16 protein-coding genes are annotated in these 18,273 nt (G+C 27.9%); 2 read left to right on the top strand and 14 right to left on the bottom strand.

The window, feature by feature from the left end:
* The 14 genes from AWT65_RS00835 to AWT65_RS00765 form a co-directional block, all read right to left on the bottom strand.
* Positions 1-402: hypothetical protein (locus AWT65_RS00835; RefSeq protein WP_198142923.1), on the bottom strand; the 402-nt coding region annotated here is incomplete at its 3' end.
* A 458-nt stretch (positions 403-860) separates the two neighbouring features.
* Positions 861-2,159: a sugar ABC transporter substrate-binding protein gene (locus AWT65_RS00825; protein ID WP_066728349.1), complete on the bottom strand. Its 1,299-nt coding sequence runs from the start codon at positions 2,157-2,159 to the stop codon at positions 861-863.
* A gap of 96 nt (positions 2,160-2,255) precedes the next feature.
* Positions 2,256-3,230 carry a YeiH family protein gene (locus tag AWT65_RS00820; RefSeq protein WP_198142922.1) on the bottom strand — a complete coding sequence of 325 codons (975 nt, stop codon included), beginning with the start codon at positions 3,228-3,230 and terminating at the stop codon, positions 2,256-2,258.
* A 105-nt stretch (positions 3,231-3,335) separates the two neighbouring features.
* The gene (gene dnaJ / locus AWT65_RS00815) at positions 3,336-4,463 is read right to left on the bottom strand and encodes a molecular chaperone DnaJ (RefSeq protein ID WP_066728344.1); all 1,128 of its coding nucleotides are present in this window, start codon (positions 4,461-4,463) and stop codon (positions 3,336-3,338) included.
* Positions 4,464-4,511: 48 nt separating this feature from the next.
* The gene (gene dnaK, locus AWT65_RS00810; protein ID WP_066728342.1) at positions 4,512-6,329 is read right to left on the bottom strand and encodes a molecular chaperone DnaK; all 1,818 of its coding nucleotides are present in this window, start codon (positions 6,327-6,329) and stop codon (positions 4,512-4,514) included.
* Between the two features lie 9 nt (positions 6,330-6,338).
* Positions 6,339-6,839 carry a nucleotide exchange factor GrpE gene (gene grpE / locus AWT65_RS00805; RefSeq protein WP_066728340.1) on the bottom strand — a complete coding sequence of 167 codons (501 nt, stop codon included), beginning with the start codon at positions 6,837-6,839 and terminating at the stop codon, positions 6,339-6,341.
* Position 6,840: 1 nt separating this feature from the next.
* Positions 6,841-7,842, bottom strand: coding sequence for a heat-inducible transcriptional repressor HrcA (gene hrcA, locus AWT65_RS00800; protein ID WP_066728337.1), 1,002 nt, complete (start codon positions 7,840-7,842; stop codon positions 6,841-6,843).
* 139 nt (positions 7,843-7,981) lie between these two features.
* The gene (gene pbp4b / locus AWT65_RS00795; protein ID WP_066728336.1) at positions 7,982-9,607 is read right to left on the bottom strand and encodes a penicillin binding protein PBP4B; all 1,626 of its coding nucleotides are present in this window, start codon (positions 9,605-9,607) and stop codon (positions 7,982-7,984) included.
* Positions 9,608-9,618: 11 nt separating this feature from the next.
* Positions 9,619-10,377, bottom strand: coding sequence for an alpha/beta hydrolase (locus AWT65_RS00790; RefSeq protein WP_066728335.1), 759 nt, complete (start codon positions 10,375-10,377; stop codon positions 9,619-9,621).
* A gap of 13 nt (positions 10,378-10,390) precedes the next feature.
* Positions 10,391-11,392 carry a MupG family TIM beta-alpha barrel fold protein gene (locus AWT65_RS00785; protein WP_232292770.1) on the bottom strand — a complete coding sequence of 334 codons (1,002 nt, stop codon included), beginning with the start codon at positions 11,390-11,392 and terminating at the stop codon, positions 10,391-10,393.
* Positions 11,382-12,782 carry a PTS transporter subunit EIIC gene (locus tag AWT65_RS00780; RefSeq protein ID WP_066728334.1) on the bottom strand — a complete coding sequence of 467 codons (1,401 nt, stop codon included), beginning with the start codon at positions 12,780-12,782 and terminating at the stop codon, positions 11,382-11,384. The genes AWT65_RS00785 and AWT65_RS00780 overlap by 11 nt, the downstream gene beginning before the upstream one ends.
* 4 nt (positions 12,783-12,786) lie before the next feature.
* Positions 12,787-13,626, bottom strand: a complete 840-nt coding sequence (locus AWT65_RS00775) for a MurR/RpiR family transcriptional regulator (protein ID WP_066728333.1) — start codon at positions 13,624-13,626, stop codon at positions 12,787-12,789.
* Positions 13,604-14,515, bottom strand: a complete 912-nt coding sequence (gene murQ / locus AWT65_RS00770) for an N-acetylmuramic acid 6-phosphate etherase (protein ID WP_066728331.1) — start codon at positions 14,513-14,515, stop codon at positions 13,604-13,606. The genes AWT65_RS00775 and murQ overlap by 23 nt, the downstream gene beginning before the upstream one ends.
* A 123-nt stretch (positions 14,516-14,638) precedes the next feature.
* On the bottom strand, positions 14,639-15,544 hold the full coding sequence (locus AWT65_RS00765) for a LysR family transcriptional regulator (RefSeq protein ID WP_066728329.1): 906 nt from the start codon (positions 15,542-15,544) through the stop codon (positions 14,639-14,641).
* A 164-nt stretch (positions 15,545-15,708) separates the two neighbouring features.
* On the opposite strand from AWT65_RS00765, the gene AWT65_RS00760 reads away from it, so the two are divergent.
* Together AWT65_RS00760 and AWT65_RS00755 are read left to right on the top strand one after the other, a co-directional pair.
* Positions 15,709-17,088: a YfcC family protein gene (locus AWT65_RS00760; RefSeq protein WP_066728326.1), complete on the top strand. Its 1,380-nt coding sequence runs from the start codon at positions 15,709-15,711 to the stop codon at positions 17,086-17,088.
* 19 nt (positions 17,089-17,107) lie between these two features.
* Positions 17,108-18,271: an amidohydrolase gene (locus AWT65_RS00755; protein WP_066728323.1), complete on the top strand. Its 1,164-nt coding sequence runs from the start codon at positions 17,108-17,110 to the stop codon at positions 18,269-18,271.
* Positions 18,272-18,273: the final 2 nt, after the last annotated feature.

Below are 18,273 nucleotides of genomic sequence, written 5' to 3'. Positions count from 1 at the left end.
TTTTTTTGTAAATTGAGCTTTTTCACAAATAGTAGAAACATAAAGATCTATTATTCCTGGTAATCTTTCTGCTTTTAATTTGTTAATATTGTATTCTAATTCACAATTATAGCTTAATTCTACATAATTTTTATAGAATTCTTTTTTCATTGTAGCTTCAGATAATTCTATTCTCAATTTAATTTCTTTTTTGTCACAGCTACCCTTATATCCAATTTTTTTTATTGAAAGATCTCTATGCAATTTTTCTAGAAATTGTTTTTCTTTATTTTTAAATGCTTCTAATTCTTTGATATAAGGATGATTATTCTTATCAACCTTTTTTCCTTCAGCAACATCTAATAAATATAGATTCTTTCTAACATGGGCATTTCCAATACTATCATAAACTTTTTTGTCCATATCATTTCTCCCTTTCTTTAAGTATTATTATCCATATTAATAAAATTATTTGACAAAATATACTCAGAAAATAAAATATTGTATCCTGTGGATATACAAAAATTTTAAATAAAATATTAGCAATTATAAACAATGAAAATATCCCTTTATATAGTAGTGTAATTCTTAATTTTTTTCTCAAAAAATAATTATATAATGTGAAAATTATAAATATACTCACAGAACTTGTATAATTTAACATTTGATTTACTTTGTATTCCTCTAAACCTAAGCCAGTTCTAGCTCTAAATTTTTCATATAATTCTATACTTTTAACCAAATAAAAACTATTCAATGATTCAAAAACCACTATGCAAAAGGATATTATCATAAAAGCTACCATAGTTTTTTTATCTAATTTCATATATCTCCTTTATATTAAAAGAAGTAGGTGCTACTAACACCTACTTCCTAATTTATTATTGACCTAAGTTTGTTAATAGTGCCTTAAAGCTTGCTTGTACTTCTTTATATGCATCTTGTGGAGTCTTAGGATTCTTAGATTCCCAAGAAACAATTGAATTCTTCCATGTATCCCATACTTGTCCCCATTCTTCAAATAATGGTCTTGATACTGCTACATCATAACTTTCAAGTATTGAAGCAAGAACTTTTTTATCCATTGGACTTAATTTATCCATCTTTTCATATTCTTCTTTAGATACATTTGGCATAATCTTACCAGTTATCTTATACATATCTGCTGCATATTTAGGATTCATTAATTCTGCTATCACTGCTTCTGATAAAGCCATTTTATCTTTATCTTCTTCATTTCTTGCATTGATTCCTAAAGCCCATCCACTCTTCCAGTGTTTTAATGATTTACCTTCCCAAGTTGCATGATTTAAACCAATAACATCAAAGTCATCACCTAAAGCTTCAACCATTGGATTAGCATCCCATGGACCTACTATTCTTACAGCACCAGTTTTACCAGTCTTAAATTGATCAGTAATATATCCATCTACTGCTTTTTCATCAAACATTGGAAGTTTCTTTGCATGTGAAGCTTTCCAATAATTGAATAATCCTTCAAACATTTTTTGTTGATCTGGTGTTAATTCTTCCCAATTCTTAGTTAAGTCAGAGAAGAATTTATCTCCATCTTTTCCTAATAATTCAACATCGAATGCATTTGTTATTGCAACTCCATACCAAGCATTAAATACTGGAACCATTGCTACATCTGGACTTAATTTAGCTAAATCTATATCTTTAGTTACATCAATTCCTTGTGCTGCTGCATTTTTCTTATTTATACCTACAGCAAGTGTTTCAATATTCATAGGGAATGCAACATAATTTCCATCCTTCTTTAATTGTCCACCTAAACCATTATCAAAATCTTTAAATCCACCTATTTTATCTGCTAATGCTTTAGCATCAAATGAAGCTAAAACTGATTTACCATTTAAACTTTCTAGTTTATCTAAAGGCAATGCAAATACATCTGCAACATCTTTATTATTTGCATCTGTTTTATCAATTATTTCCAAATGATCAAATGATCCTATAACCTTTAATTGTATGTCAGCATCTGGATTCTTTTCTTTAACCCTCTTTATTGCCGCTTCGTAATATGGTTTCCAAGTATCTTCTGCTTGAACCACTATACTCCCTTTTAGCCCTTCAGCTTTTGGAGCTGCTGCTTGTTCTTTACCTTTACAAGCTAATAATGAAAATGCTAATAAGACTGTTGTAATAATCTTCTTCATTTTTTTCATCTTCCTTTCATTTCTTTCTGTGCAATCGCTTGCAATCATATTATATCTTGAAAAAGTTTTTTTTCAAGTTTTTATAACATATTTTATTTAAAAAAATAATTTTACACATATAAATATTGCAATTAATAAAAGAGTTGACCCTATAAAGGCTGATATAAAAATATTTTTCCCTCTTTGTTTTATTACAGAAAAATTAACATTAAGACCTAAAGCCGCCATAGCCATAGCAAGCAATATATACGCAATATCTACTAATTTAGTTACATATATTTGTATTGGTTGATAATATGTTCCTATAATACTAGTTAATATAAACCCTAGCATAAATAAAGGTAAAGGAACTCTTAATTCTTTTGTATTATTCTTTTTATTTGAAATTAACCCTACTATAATCGCTACTGGTGCTAATAGCAACACTCTTGATAATTTTGTTACCAAGGCAATATCTAAGGAAGCTTCTCCTCCAGAAGCACCTGCAGCTACTGCATGAGCTATTTCATGCAAGCTTGCTCCACTTAAAACTCCATATTGTATGTCTGTTAAATTAAAAAAAGGCTTCAAACTAACTATTATTAATGTGAATATTGTTCCTAAAATACAAACTACTGCTACGGATAATATTGTATCATCTTTATCAGCATTCATACTAGGAGATACTCCCATAACCGCTGCTGCACCGCAAATTCCACAACCACAAGCACATAAAAGTGCTAATTTTTCATCCACCTTAAATAATTTTGCTATATTATACACAACTACTATAGTAAAGGTTATAGCAAAGGCAGCAAGTAAAATGCTCTTTATTCCACTTGCTTTTAAAATAGTTATATTCAATTTAAAACCTAAAAGTATTATTCCTAATCTTAAAAATTTATTTGATATATATGCAAGACTACTCTTATATTCCTCTTTATGTATTTTAAATAATTGTAGTCCCATTCCTAGTAACATTGCTAGAACTAAATGTCCTATTAATTTAAAAAATCCTATTGTTGATATATACTTTGCTAGTATAGAACAAACAAAAGTCAATATTAGTGTAATTAAAAAATTTTTTTTCATCATCATCTCGCTTTCTTATTCATTATATCAAATATTTATTTAATTTAATAGAAAATTAAAAAAAAAGACCCACTAGATTCTATTACGAACCTCTGAGTCTATCTTTTATTTGAAAAAATTCTTTATTTTTTGCCAAAATGTTTCTGTATTTTTATAATTATCTACATTTAGTGATGAATCAAATTTCTTTAACATTTCTTTTTGAGAATCTGTAAGATTAATTGGCATTTCTATTTTATAAATCAAAATTTGATTTCCTACTTGACCTTTAAATTTTAACCCTTTTCCTAATAAAACTTTTCTATCGCCATATTGAGTTCCTTCTTTTATATCAACATTCATTTTACCGTATAAAGTTGGAATTTCTTTTTTTGCACCAAGTATTGCTTCAGTGAATTTTATGGGTACTTCTACATAAATATTTAAGCCATCTCTTTTGAATATTTCATGTTCTTTTATAGTAACTTTAATATATAGATCACCACAATCACTGTCTCTACCTGAATAAGAACCCATACCTCTTAATACCATTCTAGTATTATTTTCTATACCTGCTGGTATTTTAACTTCTTTTGTTATTTTTTCTTTCTTTATTCCAGTACCATTACAATTAGAACATAATTTCTTAGGAACTTTTCCACGACCTCTACAAGTTGGGCAAATAGTAGTTTGTTGCATAGCCCCAAGTATTGTTTTTTGTATATGTGTAATATGCCCTTGACCACTACAATTTCCACAATTTACCATTTCAGAACTTTCAGCTCCTGTACCTGAACAACTAGAACATTTACCATCACGATAATATTCAAGTGTAACAGTTTTATCAGTAACTATATCTTCAAGATTTAATTTAACCCTATATTCCAAATCTCTTCCACGACTTCTTGAATTTGTGTATGAAGAGTGGCTTTGAAAGCCACCTCCAAACATATTTTCAAATATATCAGAAATATCAAAATCTGTGTTGAAATTAAAGCCACCTTGTGAAAAGCCTTGACCTCCATTTTCAAATGCTGCTTGACCATAATTATCATACATTTGTCTTTTCTTTTCATCACCTAAAACTTCATAAGCTTCTGAAACTTCTCTAAATTTTTCTGTTGCTTTTTCTTTGTCATCTGGATTTAAATCTGGGTGATACTTTTTAGATAAAGTTCTATAAGCCTTTTTTATTTCATCTTGACTAGCATTTCTATTTACTCCTAATACTTCATAATAATCTCTTTTAGCCATTGTTTCTCCTATTCCTTTTATCTTTTAGTATTCACCAAATTTCTTTCATTAATTTACTATTTCTGGTTCTTCTGGTTCAGAGCCATTTGTATTATTAGATGAATTATTATCATTATTTGGTGTTGCATTTTCTTTTGCAGCTTCTTGATATACTCTAGTTGCAAATCCTTGAGTAACTTTTGATAAACCATCAATCTTAGTTCTTATTTCATTCATATCATCAGAATCTTTAACTTTCTTCAATTCTTCTATTGCTTTTTCAATTTCTTCTTTTTCATTTCCTTGAAGTTTTGCTTCATGTTCTTTTAACATCTTTTCTGTTGAAATTATTAATTGATCAGCCATATTTCTTGTTTCAATTAATTCTGTAAATTTCTTATCTTCTTCAGCATTAGCTTCAGCTTCTTTTTTCATTCTTTCTATATCATCTTTAGATAAGTTAGATGAACCAGATATTGTAATTGAATTTTCTTTTCCAGTTCCCTTATCTTTTGCAGATACATGTACTATACCATTTGAGTCAATTTCAAATGTTACTTCTATTTGAGGGACTCCACGAGGAGCTGGTAAAATTCCTCCTAGTGAAAATTCTCCTAATTTTTGATTATCTTGAGCCTTAGCTCTTTCACCTTGATAAACAACTATTCCAACTTCTGGTTGATTGTCAACAGCTGTTGAGAATACTTGAGATTTCTTTGTAGGTATAGTAGTATTTTTTTCTATTATCTTTGTAAATACTCCACCTAATGTTTCAATTCCTAATGATAAAGGTGTAACATCTAATAATAGAACTCCTTTAACATCTCCTTTTATAACACCTGCTTGTATAGCAGCACCTGCAGCAACAACTTCATCTGGATTTATACCCTTATTAGGATCTTTTCCAAAGTATGATTTAACCCATTCTTGAACAGCTGGTATTCTTGTTGAACCACCAACAAGTAAAATTTCATTTATTTCATTTGCTTGTAATTTAGCATCCTTCAATGCTGTTTGAACTGGACCTTTTGTCATATCAACTAAATCTTTTGTCAATTCATTAAATGCTGCTCTTGTTAATTTCTTTTCCAAATGTTTAGGACCATTTTGATCAACTGTAATAAATGGTAATGAAATTTGAGTTTCTAATGTAGTAGACAATTTCTTCTTAGCATCTTCTGCTGCATCTTTTAATCTTTGATAAGCCATCTTATCATCTCTTAAGTCTATTCCATTTTCTTTCTTGAATTCTTCTGCTAACCAGTCTATTATTTTCTTATCAAAATTATCTCCACCTAAATGGTTATTTCCTGATGTAGCTAAAACTTCTACTACATCATCACCAATTTCTAGTACTGAAACATCAAATGTACCACCACCTAAGTCAAATACTAAGACTTTTTCATTTTTCTTTTTATCTAGACCATATGCAAGAGCTGCTGCTGTTGGTTCATTAACTATTCTTTCTACCTTCAATCCAGCTATTTCACCAGCATCCTTAGTTGCTTGTCTTTGTGCATCTGTAAAATATGCTGGAACAGTTATAACTGCTTCAGTAACTTTTTCACCAAGATAGCTTTCAGCATCTTTCTTTAATTTTTGTAAAATCTTAGCTGAAATTTCTTGTGGTGTATATTCCTTACCATGTATATTAACCTTATAATTTTCCCCCATATGAGTTTTTATTGAACTTACTGTTGAATCTGGTTGAGTTATAGCTTGTCTTTTTGCTATAGTACCAACTACAACTTCTCCATTTTCTTTAATGTTTACAACTGATGGTGTAGTTCTTTCTCCATCACTATTAGGTATTATTGTATATGTACCACCGTCCATAACGGCTACACATGAATTTGTTGTTCCTAAATCTATTCCTATAACTTTCATAACTTCCTCCTACTTTTTATTAATTTTAACCATGCTTGGTCTTATTACTTTTCCTTTTAATTTATATCCTTTTTGTAATACTTGCAATATCATTCCATCTTCTACATCCGCATTATTTTCAACTAACATTGCTTGATGTTGATATGGATCATAGATACCTTCATTTTTTATTTCTTCCACTCCCATATCTTTTAATTTATTCATCATATTTTTGATAATCATATTAACACCATCTAACAATGATTTGGTTGTTTCATGTTCAACTGTAGCAGATACTGCTTTTTCTAAAGAATCAATTTCATTTAATTGTGCCAAAACTAAATCTTGGCAAGCATATTTTTTTGTTTCTTCAAATTCTCTATCTTTTCTTTTTTTATAATTATCGAAATCTGCTAGTTTTATCTTATATGCTTGTTCCCATTCTTTATTCTCTGACTTCAATTTTTCAATTTCTTCTTTTAAAAGTTCAACTTCAGTCTTTTCAGACTTTTTTTCTTTTTGTTCTTCCATTTCATCTCCTATCTGGCAATTTTAATACGATTGTACTATTTATTGCTTGTTTTAACATTTCTGACACATAACTAAGTAATTGTATATTTTCTCTATATTTCATTCTTTGAGGGCAAATAAGTGCTATTAATCCTCTTTCGCCATCGTATTCATATATTGAAAATATTAAAACGCTATCTTTTAAACAATCTTCTTTTAATTCTGAACCAAATACCACATTGACTTCATAAGGAGTATATTTTTCATCTTCAACTAAGTTTCTAAACATATTTTTCATATTAGCCTTATTTTCAATAAAATTAATACTCTTAACTAAGTCTTGTGCATATAGCAACATATTCGATTCATTTGAAACATATAATTTAGAATCATTTTTATCTGATAAACCTGAATCTAATTCACCTATTTTTTCTAAAAATTGTTTTACATCATTTAAAGAATATGTATAATTTCCTGACATAACAAGCCTATTGAAATATTTTGCAACATCTTTTAAGACTTGTGCATTAGTAATATTATACAAACACAAATTTGCAGTCTTAACTATATTCAAATCTGTTACCACTACAACAAAGGCCCTCTTTCCATCTATGTGAATAAGTTCTAGTCTTCTAACCTTATGCTTATCAATAGACGGTTCTAGCGATACAGCAGTATGTTTTGAAACCTTTGATAATAAGTCAGTGATATTTTCAAGTACAACACCTATTTGTGAACTTTTCAATTTCATAAACTCTATATCTGGTTCCTCATCATATTCCAAATCATCCATAAGCTTATCAACATATAGCTTATATCCTCTTTCAGTTGGAACTCTACCTGAAGATGTATGAACTTTGTATATAAGTCCCTTATCTTCAAGATCTGCCATAGCATTTCTTATTGTCGCTGATGAAACACCAATGTCATATTTTTTTTCTATTGTTCTTGATCCTACACTTTCACCTGTCTTAATATAGTGATATATTATTGTGTATAGGATTTGTTTTTCTCTTTCATTCATGTCACACCTCTGTTAGCACTACACTTCCTCTAGTGCTAATTGTATGTTACTACTTTTTTTTGTTATTGTCAACACTTTTTTTAATAAAAAAAAATTTTTTTAAAAAAAGAGTTGCATCAACTGCAACCCCCATATTTCCTTATTTTATTAAATCCTTAATATACTTATTAGGCGTTTCTTGTTTACTTAAATCCATGAAATATGATTTTATTCTTCTTTTTGTATCCTTATTATCTTTTGTTGTAAAAGCATCAACTAACAAAGTAATAATTGCTCCATATTTTTTTGTATAAAATTGATCCGCAAAAAATTTATTAGGATTTTTCTTATTATCTATAACTTTTGAATGTTTCGCATTAGTTAATAAAACAACAACCAAATTTTGATTAGGATCTATAACTGTTACTGTACCTGTCCAACCTGTATGACCTATTGCATCCTTACCTACTATGCCAGAAAAAGCCCAACTATATATATTATCTCCTTGTCTTCTCCACCCTAAGCCATAACTTGTATTTATATGATTTGGTTCTGTAAAAATATCAACTGTTGTTTTATCAAAAAACTTATTTTCTCCATATCCTCCTTGATTTATCATAATTTGTGCTAATTTCGCTAATTCTATTGCATTAGAAAATAGACCTGCATGCCCTGAAACACCCTTCATTGCATAATACGCTTTTTCATCATGAACTTCTCCCCAGATTACATTTTTTCTTATATTTTTAAACTCTATTAAACCATCTCTTGTATTACCATGTAATTCTGTTGGAGCTATATTATTTTTTGAAATGCCATGTTGCAAAGGATTAAACATTGTATGTTTCAAATTAAGCTTAGAATAAAATTCTTCATTTACATATTCATCTAAATTTTTTTCTGTTATTTTTTCAACTATTAAACCTAGTAGCATATAATCTACATCTGAATATTTTGTCTTTGTTTTAGGTTCATATTCAAGAGGAGTTTTCATTATAGCCTTTAATACATTTTCTTTTCCTATTGCATAAAGATCATTTTTACCATTTTTTATTCCATCATCTTTGTCATATAAATCATTATGATATTGAGGATCTGCTGGAAAGCCTGCTTGATGCTTTAATAAATCTGAAACTTGTACTTTTTCTTTATTCTTTCCTACAAAATCAGGAAAAATATCTTTTATATATGTATCCAAATTTAATTTCTTTTCATAAACTAATTTTTGTATTGCATAATTTGTTGCATACATTTTTGTATTACTAGCTATATCATACATAGTTTCATTTGTACTACTTCCATAACTTTTTGCAAATTCTAACTTACCATTTTTTATAACTGCAATTTGTATAGATGGAAACCCTGCTTTTATTTCACTTTTTAAAAATTTATCTATATATTTTATTTCAGTTTTATTATATTCCTTATCTCCTTTTTCCAAAACAACAGGATATGGTATTTTAATATTAACTTTACCATCTAAATTACTGATACTTAATATATTTTTATCATTATTTGTATACTTGCCTATATAAATCTTTTTTTGACCTGTACCCTTAAGTGAACTTGTATCAATTAAATGAGCATTTACATATATATCAACTTTTTTTAAATTTTCATAATTTAAAACTATATATCCTTGATCTTTAAAAGCTTTAAACTCAAAAATTTGATTAGTTAAAATTGAATCATCAAAATCTTCAGCACTTACCGGAAAAGTTTTATCTATTTGAGATGAAAATGAAATAAATGCCATAAATATCATCAACAAAAAATTTTTTTTCATTTTTTTACCCCTTATTTATTAAAATTATTTACAAAAAATACTGTTTGATAAATTATAGAATCCTTCCAATAATTCCAATTATGTTCACCTTTTCTTTCACTATAAGTGTGCGAAATATTTAGATCTAATAATTTATTATGCAAATCTCTATTTGGTTTAATAAAGAAATCATTATACCCACAATCAAATATTATATTGCTCTTTGTTCCTATCAATTTATGACTAATAGCTTTTATATTATATTCTTCAAAATTTTTGTTAATATTTTTTAATATGTTCCAATTAAATTTATATTCTTCAACATTAACTCCACCACTCATTGAACCAATATTCCCAAATACATCCTGATTATTTATACCAATGTATAATGCACCAAAGCCTCCCATACTAAGTCCTGTTATTGCTCTTTTTTCTTTTTCAGAATAGATACTATATTTACTTTCAATTATACTAGGTAATTCTTTAGAAATAAAAGTATTATACTTTATATACCAACTATCATAGCCTCCATCTGGACTTATAAATACTACATTATACTTATCTGATAATTGACCTATTGGTGTTTTTGTAACAAAATTAGTATTATCTCCTGAATAACCATGCAAAGTATAAATGCTTGGATATTTATTTTCTTTAGAATATGTATCTGGCAACACAACTGTTACAGCTATATTTTTATTCAAACTTTTACTATATACCTTCATATCCTCTCTTTTATATCCAAAAACACACATACTTAGTAAAATAAAACTTAAAGCGATTTTTTTCATACCACACAACTCCTTATATAAATATAAATTTATTAATAATTGACAAATAATCTAATAAACCCTTATCTTTGTCTATGACTGAAGCAACAATTCTTCTTCCATCATTTAATTTATTCAAATTTTTTAATGCTATTTCAAGATCTCCCTTGTAACGCAAACCCTTTTCATCCGTTACTAAAATATCTCCCTTTTCTATATTTTTATCAATCTCAACAATAGTATCTAAAACTATATCCCTTTTAATATTTCTTACTACATAATTAGAATAATCTTTTCTATTCTCAAAAATCCTATTTTTCAAAATATTTTTATTTATTCTCAAAGGTACAATTCCTTTTAATAAATATTTTAATCTTTCCCAATTTTCTTCTTTAATATTTAAATCTCCTAGTAAAATAACATCAGTATCATTAGCAATTAATTCCAAACTTGCTTGTAAAATATCCATATAGCGATGTTCTTCTACAGTAGGTAAACCTTTAAATATAGGTCCTCTTTTTAAATCCCCAGGTATAAATGCCATGGTTTTTAAGCCATATTTTTTGTAAATTTCATTTCTTTTTTTTAAAAATTTTAAAGACACTCCAGTATAAACCTTAGGATAGTAATTATGAAGACTATACAATTTTGAAAAATCTACACCTTTTAATTTAAAATATTTCAAATCTTCTTCATCTAAAGTAGTGCTATTTAATACAACATAATTATTTTTAGCTAAAGCTATAATCTCATCATTACTAAGTCCATCATCTATCCTATAATAAACATTTTCATAATCTTTAATATACTTTTTGCTATTTGCATTAATATCAACTATTAATTTCATTTTATTTTTTTTACATAGTTCCACTACTTTACTTATATCTTTTTTTAATTCATCATTTTCTTCTGGCATATTAATGGTAGTAAAAACAAAAGAAGAATTAACTTCTTTTGCTTTTAATAAATATTCTGAATTCATTTCAATATTTGTAGATAAATATATTGATATTCCAAATTCAATATTATTCACCATATATTTCCTCAATTCTTTCTTCATTTACACCAAATAAATATGTTAATACAAAACCTCCTATATATGCCCCAAGCATTGAGATTATGAAATATATCCATGTTCCAGGAACAACGATTAATAGTCCAAATAATCCTGAAACACCAACACTAATTGTTCCTAAATGAAATATTGAAGCTAATAAGCCCCCAAAACCAGAACCTAAACAAGCTGTAATAAATGGCATTCCTAATGGTAATGTAACAGCATACATTAATGGTTCTCCTATACCTAATATTCCTACTGGTAAAGCATCACGAGTTAAATTCTTTAATTTTTTATTCTTTGTTTTTAGATAAATAGCAAATCCTGCACCGACTTGTCCACCACCTGCCATCATTAATATAGGCAACAGATAATTTATACCATGTGTTGGTCCATCTGGATTATTAAGAAGTACATGTATTGGTGTTAATGCTTGGTGTAAACCAACAGCAACTAAAGGTAAGAAACCAGCAGATAAAACATAACCTCCTACAAAACCTAATTTAGTATAAATAAAGTCTAGTAAACCAAATATTGCATGTGTTATTCCTGTACCTAAAGGTTGTATTATTAATACAGCTATAAACACACTAATTATTAATGTTATAATCGGTGTAAAGAAAGTATCTAATATTGTAGGAACAATCTTACGAACATTTTTTTCTAATTTTGCTGCAATTATACCCATTATTAATGAAGCTATTAGTCCTCCCATACCTGGTGCATAAGCTTTGGCTGTAAGTGGTAAAATTACTCCTTCTTTCATTAAAGGTAAACCTTTAGAAGCAACGAATATTCCACCTAAAACTCCACCTAAAATATAGCTACCTCCAAATTCTCTACAAGCATTCATACCAACAAAAATTGATAAATATGCAAACATACAATAACCTAAACTTTGTATAGCTAAAAACCACCAACTTGTAGCAAATGCTCCTTTTGTACTTACATTAACTACATTACATAGACCCATTATTAAACCTGCTGAAATTATTCCAGGTAATAATGGAACAAAAATATTAGCTATTCTTTGTAGAAATCTTTGTACGACACCATTATGTTTTTCTTTATTTTTTTGCTTATTAGTCTTAGCTAATTCTTCAACTTCGACTTGACCCAAAGAAATATTTGTAAGTTTTGAAAATTCTTCACCTATACGATTAACTTTACCTGGTCCAAAAATAATTTGTAAATTTTCTCCTTCTTTAACTCCCAAAACTCCATCAACATTTTTCAATTCTTTGACATCAACTATACTTGAATCTTTCAATTCAACTCTTAATCTTGTCATACAAACAGCATTAGATAAGATATTTTGCTTACCGCCCAAAATTTCTAATACTTTTTCCGAGATTTTCTTGTAGTCCATAAAATCATTTCTCCTTTTCTATACTATTCTCTATAATTTTCTTTTTAACTTCTTCATAATTATCATTTGAAAATTTTAAATAAAGTACATCTATCATATTTAACATTGATATTCTTGAATATATCGCTGCACTTCTTTTTAAACTTTCTTTTGATGTGACATATAAGTTATACTTACATAAATTTGCTACAGTATTTTCAGTATATTTTGTTATTGATACTGTTTCAATTCCTTTTTTATTTAAAATTTCAGCTATTTTAATAATTTCTTTTGTCATACCTGAATATGAAATTAAGATTGCTAAATGATTATCATCACTATTACAAGCTTGAACATATTGTCTATCTGTCGCTTCAAAAGCTGTAGTTACTTTACCAGCTCTCATAAATTTGTACTGTGCATCTATACAGACAATATATGAGGCTCCCATACCATAAAAATCTAACACTCCCTTATCTTTTATTAATTTTGAAACTTTTTCAATTAATTCTACATTTTGTAATAATTTAGTTTCTTTTAAAGATTCAATGCTTAAATTATTTAATTTTTCTATTATTTTATTCGTGTCATTATTTTTATCAATATCAGTGCTTTTAAATACAACTTTTTCCTTTTCAAACAATGATATTTCTTCTATCAATTTCATTTTAAACTCATAAAAGCCACTTAGCCCTAATTTCTTACACATTCTTGTTACACAAGCTATACTTGTAAATGTATTTTCAGATATATTTTTGACTGTCATTTCATATATTTTCCTATAATTTTCAAAAATATATTTTGCTACAACATTTTCATTTTCAGTAAAATTTTTACTTTCTCTAATTTTTATCAGTAAACTCATGAATTACCCTCGCAATGTTATCATCATATCTTTTTAATTCTTCTATTGCACTTTTTTTATCCATTTTTGTTAAATACATTACTATTGCTAACTTAGTTTCAAGATCAGCTAATTTTAGGTACTTATCTGCAGTTTCATAATCGCAACCTGTTGTATTTTGAATTATTCTTTTGGCTCTTTCAATTAATTTTTCATTACTTGTTTTCACATCTACCATATATCCTGAATATACCTTGCCTTGCTTTATCATAATTGTACTTGAAATCATATTAAGTATCATTTTTTGAGCAGTTCCTGCTTTCATTCTTGTAGAACCAGTTACTATTTCAGCACCGACTATAACCTCAATAGGATATTCACTAATTTTTGATAACTCTGAATTTTCTGAACATGTTATACTCCCTGTTAAAGCCCCAATAGAATTGGCATATTTAATAGCTCCAATAACATAAGGAGTTCTTCCTGATGCTGTCAAACCAATAACAACATCATTTTTTGTTAAATTAATAGCTTTTAAATCCTGCTCTCCTAATTCATAATTATCTTCTGCATTTTCAATTGCTTTAAATATTGCAGTATTTCCTCCCGAAATTAAACCTTTAAATTTATCATAATCTACACCATAAGTTGGTGGACATTCAGAAGCATCTAAAATACCTAATCTTCCTGATGTTCCTGATCCTATGTATATTATTCTTGTTTTATCAGTATATTTTGAGAGTATTCCGTCAATTAATAGTCCTATCTTATCCACAACTTTTTCTACACAAAAGGCAACTTTCTTATCTTCTTCATTTATTTTTTTTAATATTTCAAAAGTTGACATAAGCTCTATATTCTTGCTATTTCTATTATTTTTTTCTGTTGATAAGCTATTCAAATCTACCATAACTCTTCTCCTTTCACGATTATTATATCTTCATTTTCAATAAATATATGTTTTTTTGAAAACAATTTTCAAAAATTGAAAATTAAAAACTGACCCCTTTCATTATGAGATCAGCTTTTACTTTTAAACTGTATATTTGTTAATTAATTTCGTTACTACTGATATGAAATGTTGTATCTCTTTGTTTAATTTAAGAGATTTAAGCTTCAAATATCCTATATCCATCGATGGTATTTCCCCTTTCAATGGTTTAACAATAATATCTCCATCTATTTCCTTATTTACTATTCCTGTACCTATATTATATGCATTTGTATTTTTAATAATTGTATAAATAGTATCCCTATCTGTTACCTTTATTACTTTCTTGCAATTCATATTATTTTTTGTATAATTGCAGAAATTTAATGCATTAATTTCTTGATCAAATAGAACAATAGGATATTCTTCTAAATCTTTTAAAGTAATAACTTCTTTAGAAGCTAATGGATGTTTTTTTCTAATGAAAATATGTGGTATAACTTTTTTTATCGAATTAAATGAAATACCCTTATCTTCCAAACTTTTTTTAGCTAAGCAACTTACATCGTCATATAAGGTTATTAAACCTATTGAACTTTTCATGCTTATAACATCTTCAACTACATTTTGTATTTTACCCTCTATGAGAGTATATTCAAACCCTTCATCTTTATTTTTAGCAATTTCTTTAACAAAAGCTTCTATAACAAATGAGTAATGTTGCGATGAAATACAAAATTTTACTTTTATATTTTTTAAAGAATTTTCGATAATTTGAAATTGTTCTGTCAATGATCTAGCATACTCCAATAATTCTTTTCCTTCCAAAGTAAACACTACTTGTTTATTTTTTACATTTCTAAAAAATACCTTAACTCCCAATTCATCTTCCAATGATTTTATAACTTTCGTTATACTCGGTTGAGTTACAAATAAACTTTTCGAAGCCTTATTAATTGAACCTTGCTTTTCTATTTCTAATAAATACCTCAATTGTTTAATAGTCATAAAAATATCCCCCAAATATTCTTATATTATAATTGTAACTTGTTTTTTTTATTATCAAAAAAATTTTTTTGTTATTGTTATATATAAAAAAAAAGAATAATTTCACATAGTAAAATCAAGTTATAATATATTGCTAAATAATATTCTACGAAAGGAGAAGATATATGAAAAAAATAAAACTTAATGCTTTTGTGTTGTTGTTTTTCGTTATAGTTTTATGTATTCTAGCATCGTATGTAGTTACTCCTGGTGAATTTCAAAGACAAATCATTAACGGAAGAACTATTGTAGTTGCAAATAGTTATCACAATATTCCAAAAAATTTTTTATCTCCATTAGCAATTTTTAAAGCAATCCCTTATGGTATAATGGGTGCTTCTAATATGGTTGTTTTAATACTTTTAGTTGGTGGATCTATAGAAATATATAATAAATCTGGGACAATAAATGCTGGAATTAATAAGTTAGTTAATTCAGTAGGAACAAAAGGTGGTCCTTTAGTAATCGCTGTATTATTTATCGTATTTGCTATTTTAGGTGGATTTTTAGGATGGATAGAAGTTTGTATTCCATTTGCTCCTTTAGTTATACCTATTCTATTAGCACTAGGATATGATACTATCGTTGGAGTTTCAGTATTAGTATTAGGTCTTATGGTCGGATTTATGGTTGGTCCTACTAATATCTACACTGTAGGAATTGCAGATCAAATATCACAATTACCTATTTTTTCAGGATTAGGTTTGAGACTTATAATATATTTCATTTATATACCAATAACATTGATATATATACTTTGGTATGCTCAACGAATAAGAAAAAATCCTGAAAAGAGTTATATGAAAGATATTGATACAACTGATTTGAAAGTAAATATTTCAAAAAATGAACCATTTACTTCTATTCATAAAATATCATTAATTATTTTAGGATTAACTTTTATAATTTCAGTATATGGAATGCTTAAATTAAAATGGAACATCATTGATATGACTGCTGTATTTATATTAAGTGGAATAATTGCAGGTCTTATAAATAAAATGAGTGCTTCTGATATAGCAGATAGTTTTTTAGTTGGTTGTAAAGGTGCATTCAATGGTGCGATGATAGTTGGTGTTGCAAGAGGTGTACAATGGGCATTAGAACAAGGAAAAATTATTGACCCAATAATTTATGGAATGTCTAGAATGTTACAAGGTTTACCTTCAGTAGCAACAGCAATAGCCGTATTTATAGTCGTATCGTTCTTAAATGGTCTTGTACCATCTGGTTCTGGTAAAGCTATGGCATTGATGCCTATACTTATGCCTTTATCTGAATTGATAGGTCTAACTCGTCAAACTATGATATTAGCTTATCAATTTGGTGATGGTTTATCAAATATAGTTTGGTTCACATATGGGGGACTTTTGTTATTCTTATCATATGGTAAAATTCCTTTATCAAAATGGTATAAATTTGTATTCCCTCTTATACTTTTATTAGCAATTTCATCTGCAATATTCTTAACAATCGCAGTAAAAATATCTTATGGTCCAGCATAAAAAAAGGAGTGTATATAAAATGGATGTAAAAGAACTTAGTAAAAAATACAAAGACTATGTAATTAACATTAGAAGAGAATTACATGCTTGCCCAGGTTTAGCTTTTGAAGAATTTGAAGCTAACAAGGTTTTAACAAGAGAATTAGATAAAATGAATTTGAAATACAAAAAAATGGCTGGTACAGGTTTAGTAATTGATATAAAAGGTAATAAACCTGGAAAATGTGTACTTTTAAGAGCTGATATGGATTGTTTGCCAGTTCAAGAAACTCGTGATATAGAATATAAATCTAAAAATCAAGGTAAAATGCACGCTTGTGGTCATGATGGTCATATGGCACAACTATTAGGTGCTATCAAAATATTAAATGATATGAGAGATTCAATTCATGGTACAGTTAGATGTATATTTCAACCTGCTGAAGAAGTTGGTCAAGGTGCTGATAAGATGATAGAAGAAGGTGTCTTAGATGGTGTTGATAGTGCCTTTGCTATACATCTTTGGGCAGATGTACCAGTAGGAAAAGTTTCTATTGAAGAAGGACCTAGAATGGCTAGTGCTGATAATTTCAAAATTAAAATCTTAGGTCGAGGTGGACATGGTTCTATGCCTTATCAATGTATAGATCCAACTCCGATTGCTGCAGCTTTTACACAAAGTATACAAACTATAGTAAGTCGTGAAATAGATCCTAATGATTCAGTTGTAGTAACTGTTGGTTTACTTAATTCAGGAACTGGAGCTAATATAATTCCAGACTATGCTATGCTTGAAGGAACAGTTAGATGTTATAGTCCAGTATTAAGAAAAGAAGTTCCTAAAAAAATTGAAAGAATACTAAAAGGAATTACTCTAGCTTATAATGCAAAATATGAAATGGAATATTTCTTCTATCCTGCACCAGTAATTAATGATAGTGAATATACAAAAATAGCACAAAAGAGTGCAATTGATTTATTCGGTAAGGATTGTTTGTTCCATCTTGCAAAAAGACCTACTGCTGAAGATTTTTCAGCATATTGCAATAAAGTTAAAGGAGTTCTTGCCTTTGTAGGTATTAGAAATGAAGAAAAAGATTGTAAGTATCCTCAACATCATTCAAAATTTAATATGGATGAAGATGCACTAGAAATGGGTAGTGCAATTTATGCAAAAGTCGCTTTAGATTTTTTAAATAACTAAAA

It is taken from the genome of Sneathia sanguinegens, assembly GCF_001517935.1.
Classification (GTDB): Bacteria; Fusobacteriota; Fusobacteriia; order Fusobacteriales; family Leptotrichiaceae; genus Sneathia; species Sneathia sanguinegens.
The sequence above is the reverse complement of the archived record's forward strand: the minus strand, read 5'-3'. Positions and strand labels throughout refer to the sequence as shown.

Coding starts and splice junctions, on each gene's coding strand:
- dnaK (WP_066728342.1), bottom strand. CDS start 6,329: ATGAAAGTTATAGGAATAGATTTAGGAACAACAAATTCATGTGTAGCC.
- dnaJ (WP_066728344.1), bottom strand. CDS start 4,463: ATGGCTAAAAGAGATTATTATGAAGTATTAGGAGTAAATAGAAATGCT.
- pbp4b (WP_066728336.1), bottom strand. CDS start 9,607: ATGAAAAAAAATTTTTTGTTGATGATATTTATGGCATTTATTTCATTT.
- AWT65_RS00775 (WP_066728333.1), bottom strand. CDS start 13,626: ATGAGTTTACTGATAAAAATTAGAGAAAGTAAAAATTTTACTGAAAAT.
- grpE (WP_066728340.1), bottom strand. CDS start 6,839: ATGGAAGAACAAAAAGAAAAAAAGTCTGAAAAGACTGAAGTTGAACTT.
- AWT65_RS00790 (WP_066728335.1), bottom strand. CDS start 10,377: ATGAAAAAAATCGCTTTAAGTTTTATTTTACTAAGTATGTGTGTTTTT.
- AWT65_RS00755 (WP_066728323.1), top strand. CDS start 17,108: ATGGATGTAAAAGAACTTAGTAAAAAATACAAAGACTATGTAATTAAC.
- AWT65_RS00825 (WP_066728349.1), bottom strand. CDS start 2,159: ATGAAGAAGATTATTACAACAGTCTTATTAGCATTTTCATTATTAGCT.
- AWT65_RS00780 (WP_066728334.1), bottom strand. CDS start 12,782: ATGGACTACAAGAAAATCTCGGAAAAAGTATTAGAAATTTTGGGCGGT.
- AWT65_RS00760 (WP_066728326.1), top strand. CDS start 15,709: ATGAAAAAAATAAAACTTAATGCTTTTGTGTTGTTGTTTTTCGTTATA.
- hrcA (WP_066728337.1), bottom strand. CDS start 7,842: ATGAATGAAAGAGAAAAACAAATCCTATACACAATAATATATCACTAT.
- murQ (WP_066728331.1), bottom strand. CDS start 14,515: ATGGTAGATTTGAATAGCTTATCAACAGAAAAAAATAATAGAAATAGC.
- AWT65_RS00785 (WP_232292770.1), bottom strand. CDS start 11,392: ATGGTGAATAATATTGAATTTGGAATATCAATATATTTATCTACAAAT.
- AWT65_RS00765 (WP_066728329.1), bottom strand. CDS start 15,544: ATGACTATTAAACAATTGAGGTATTTATTAGAAATAGAAAAGCAAGGT.
- AWT65_RS00820 (WP_198142922.1), bottom strand. CDS start 3,230: ATGAAAAAAAATTTTTTAATTACACTAATATTGACTTTTGTTTGTTCT.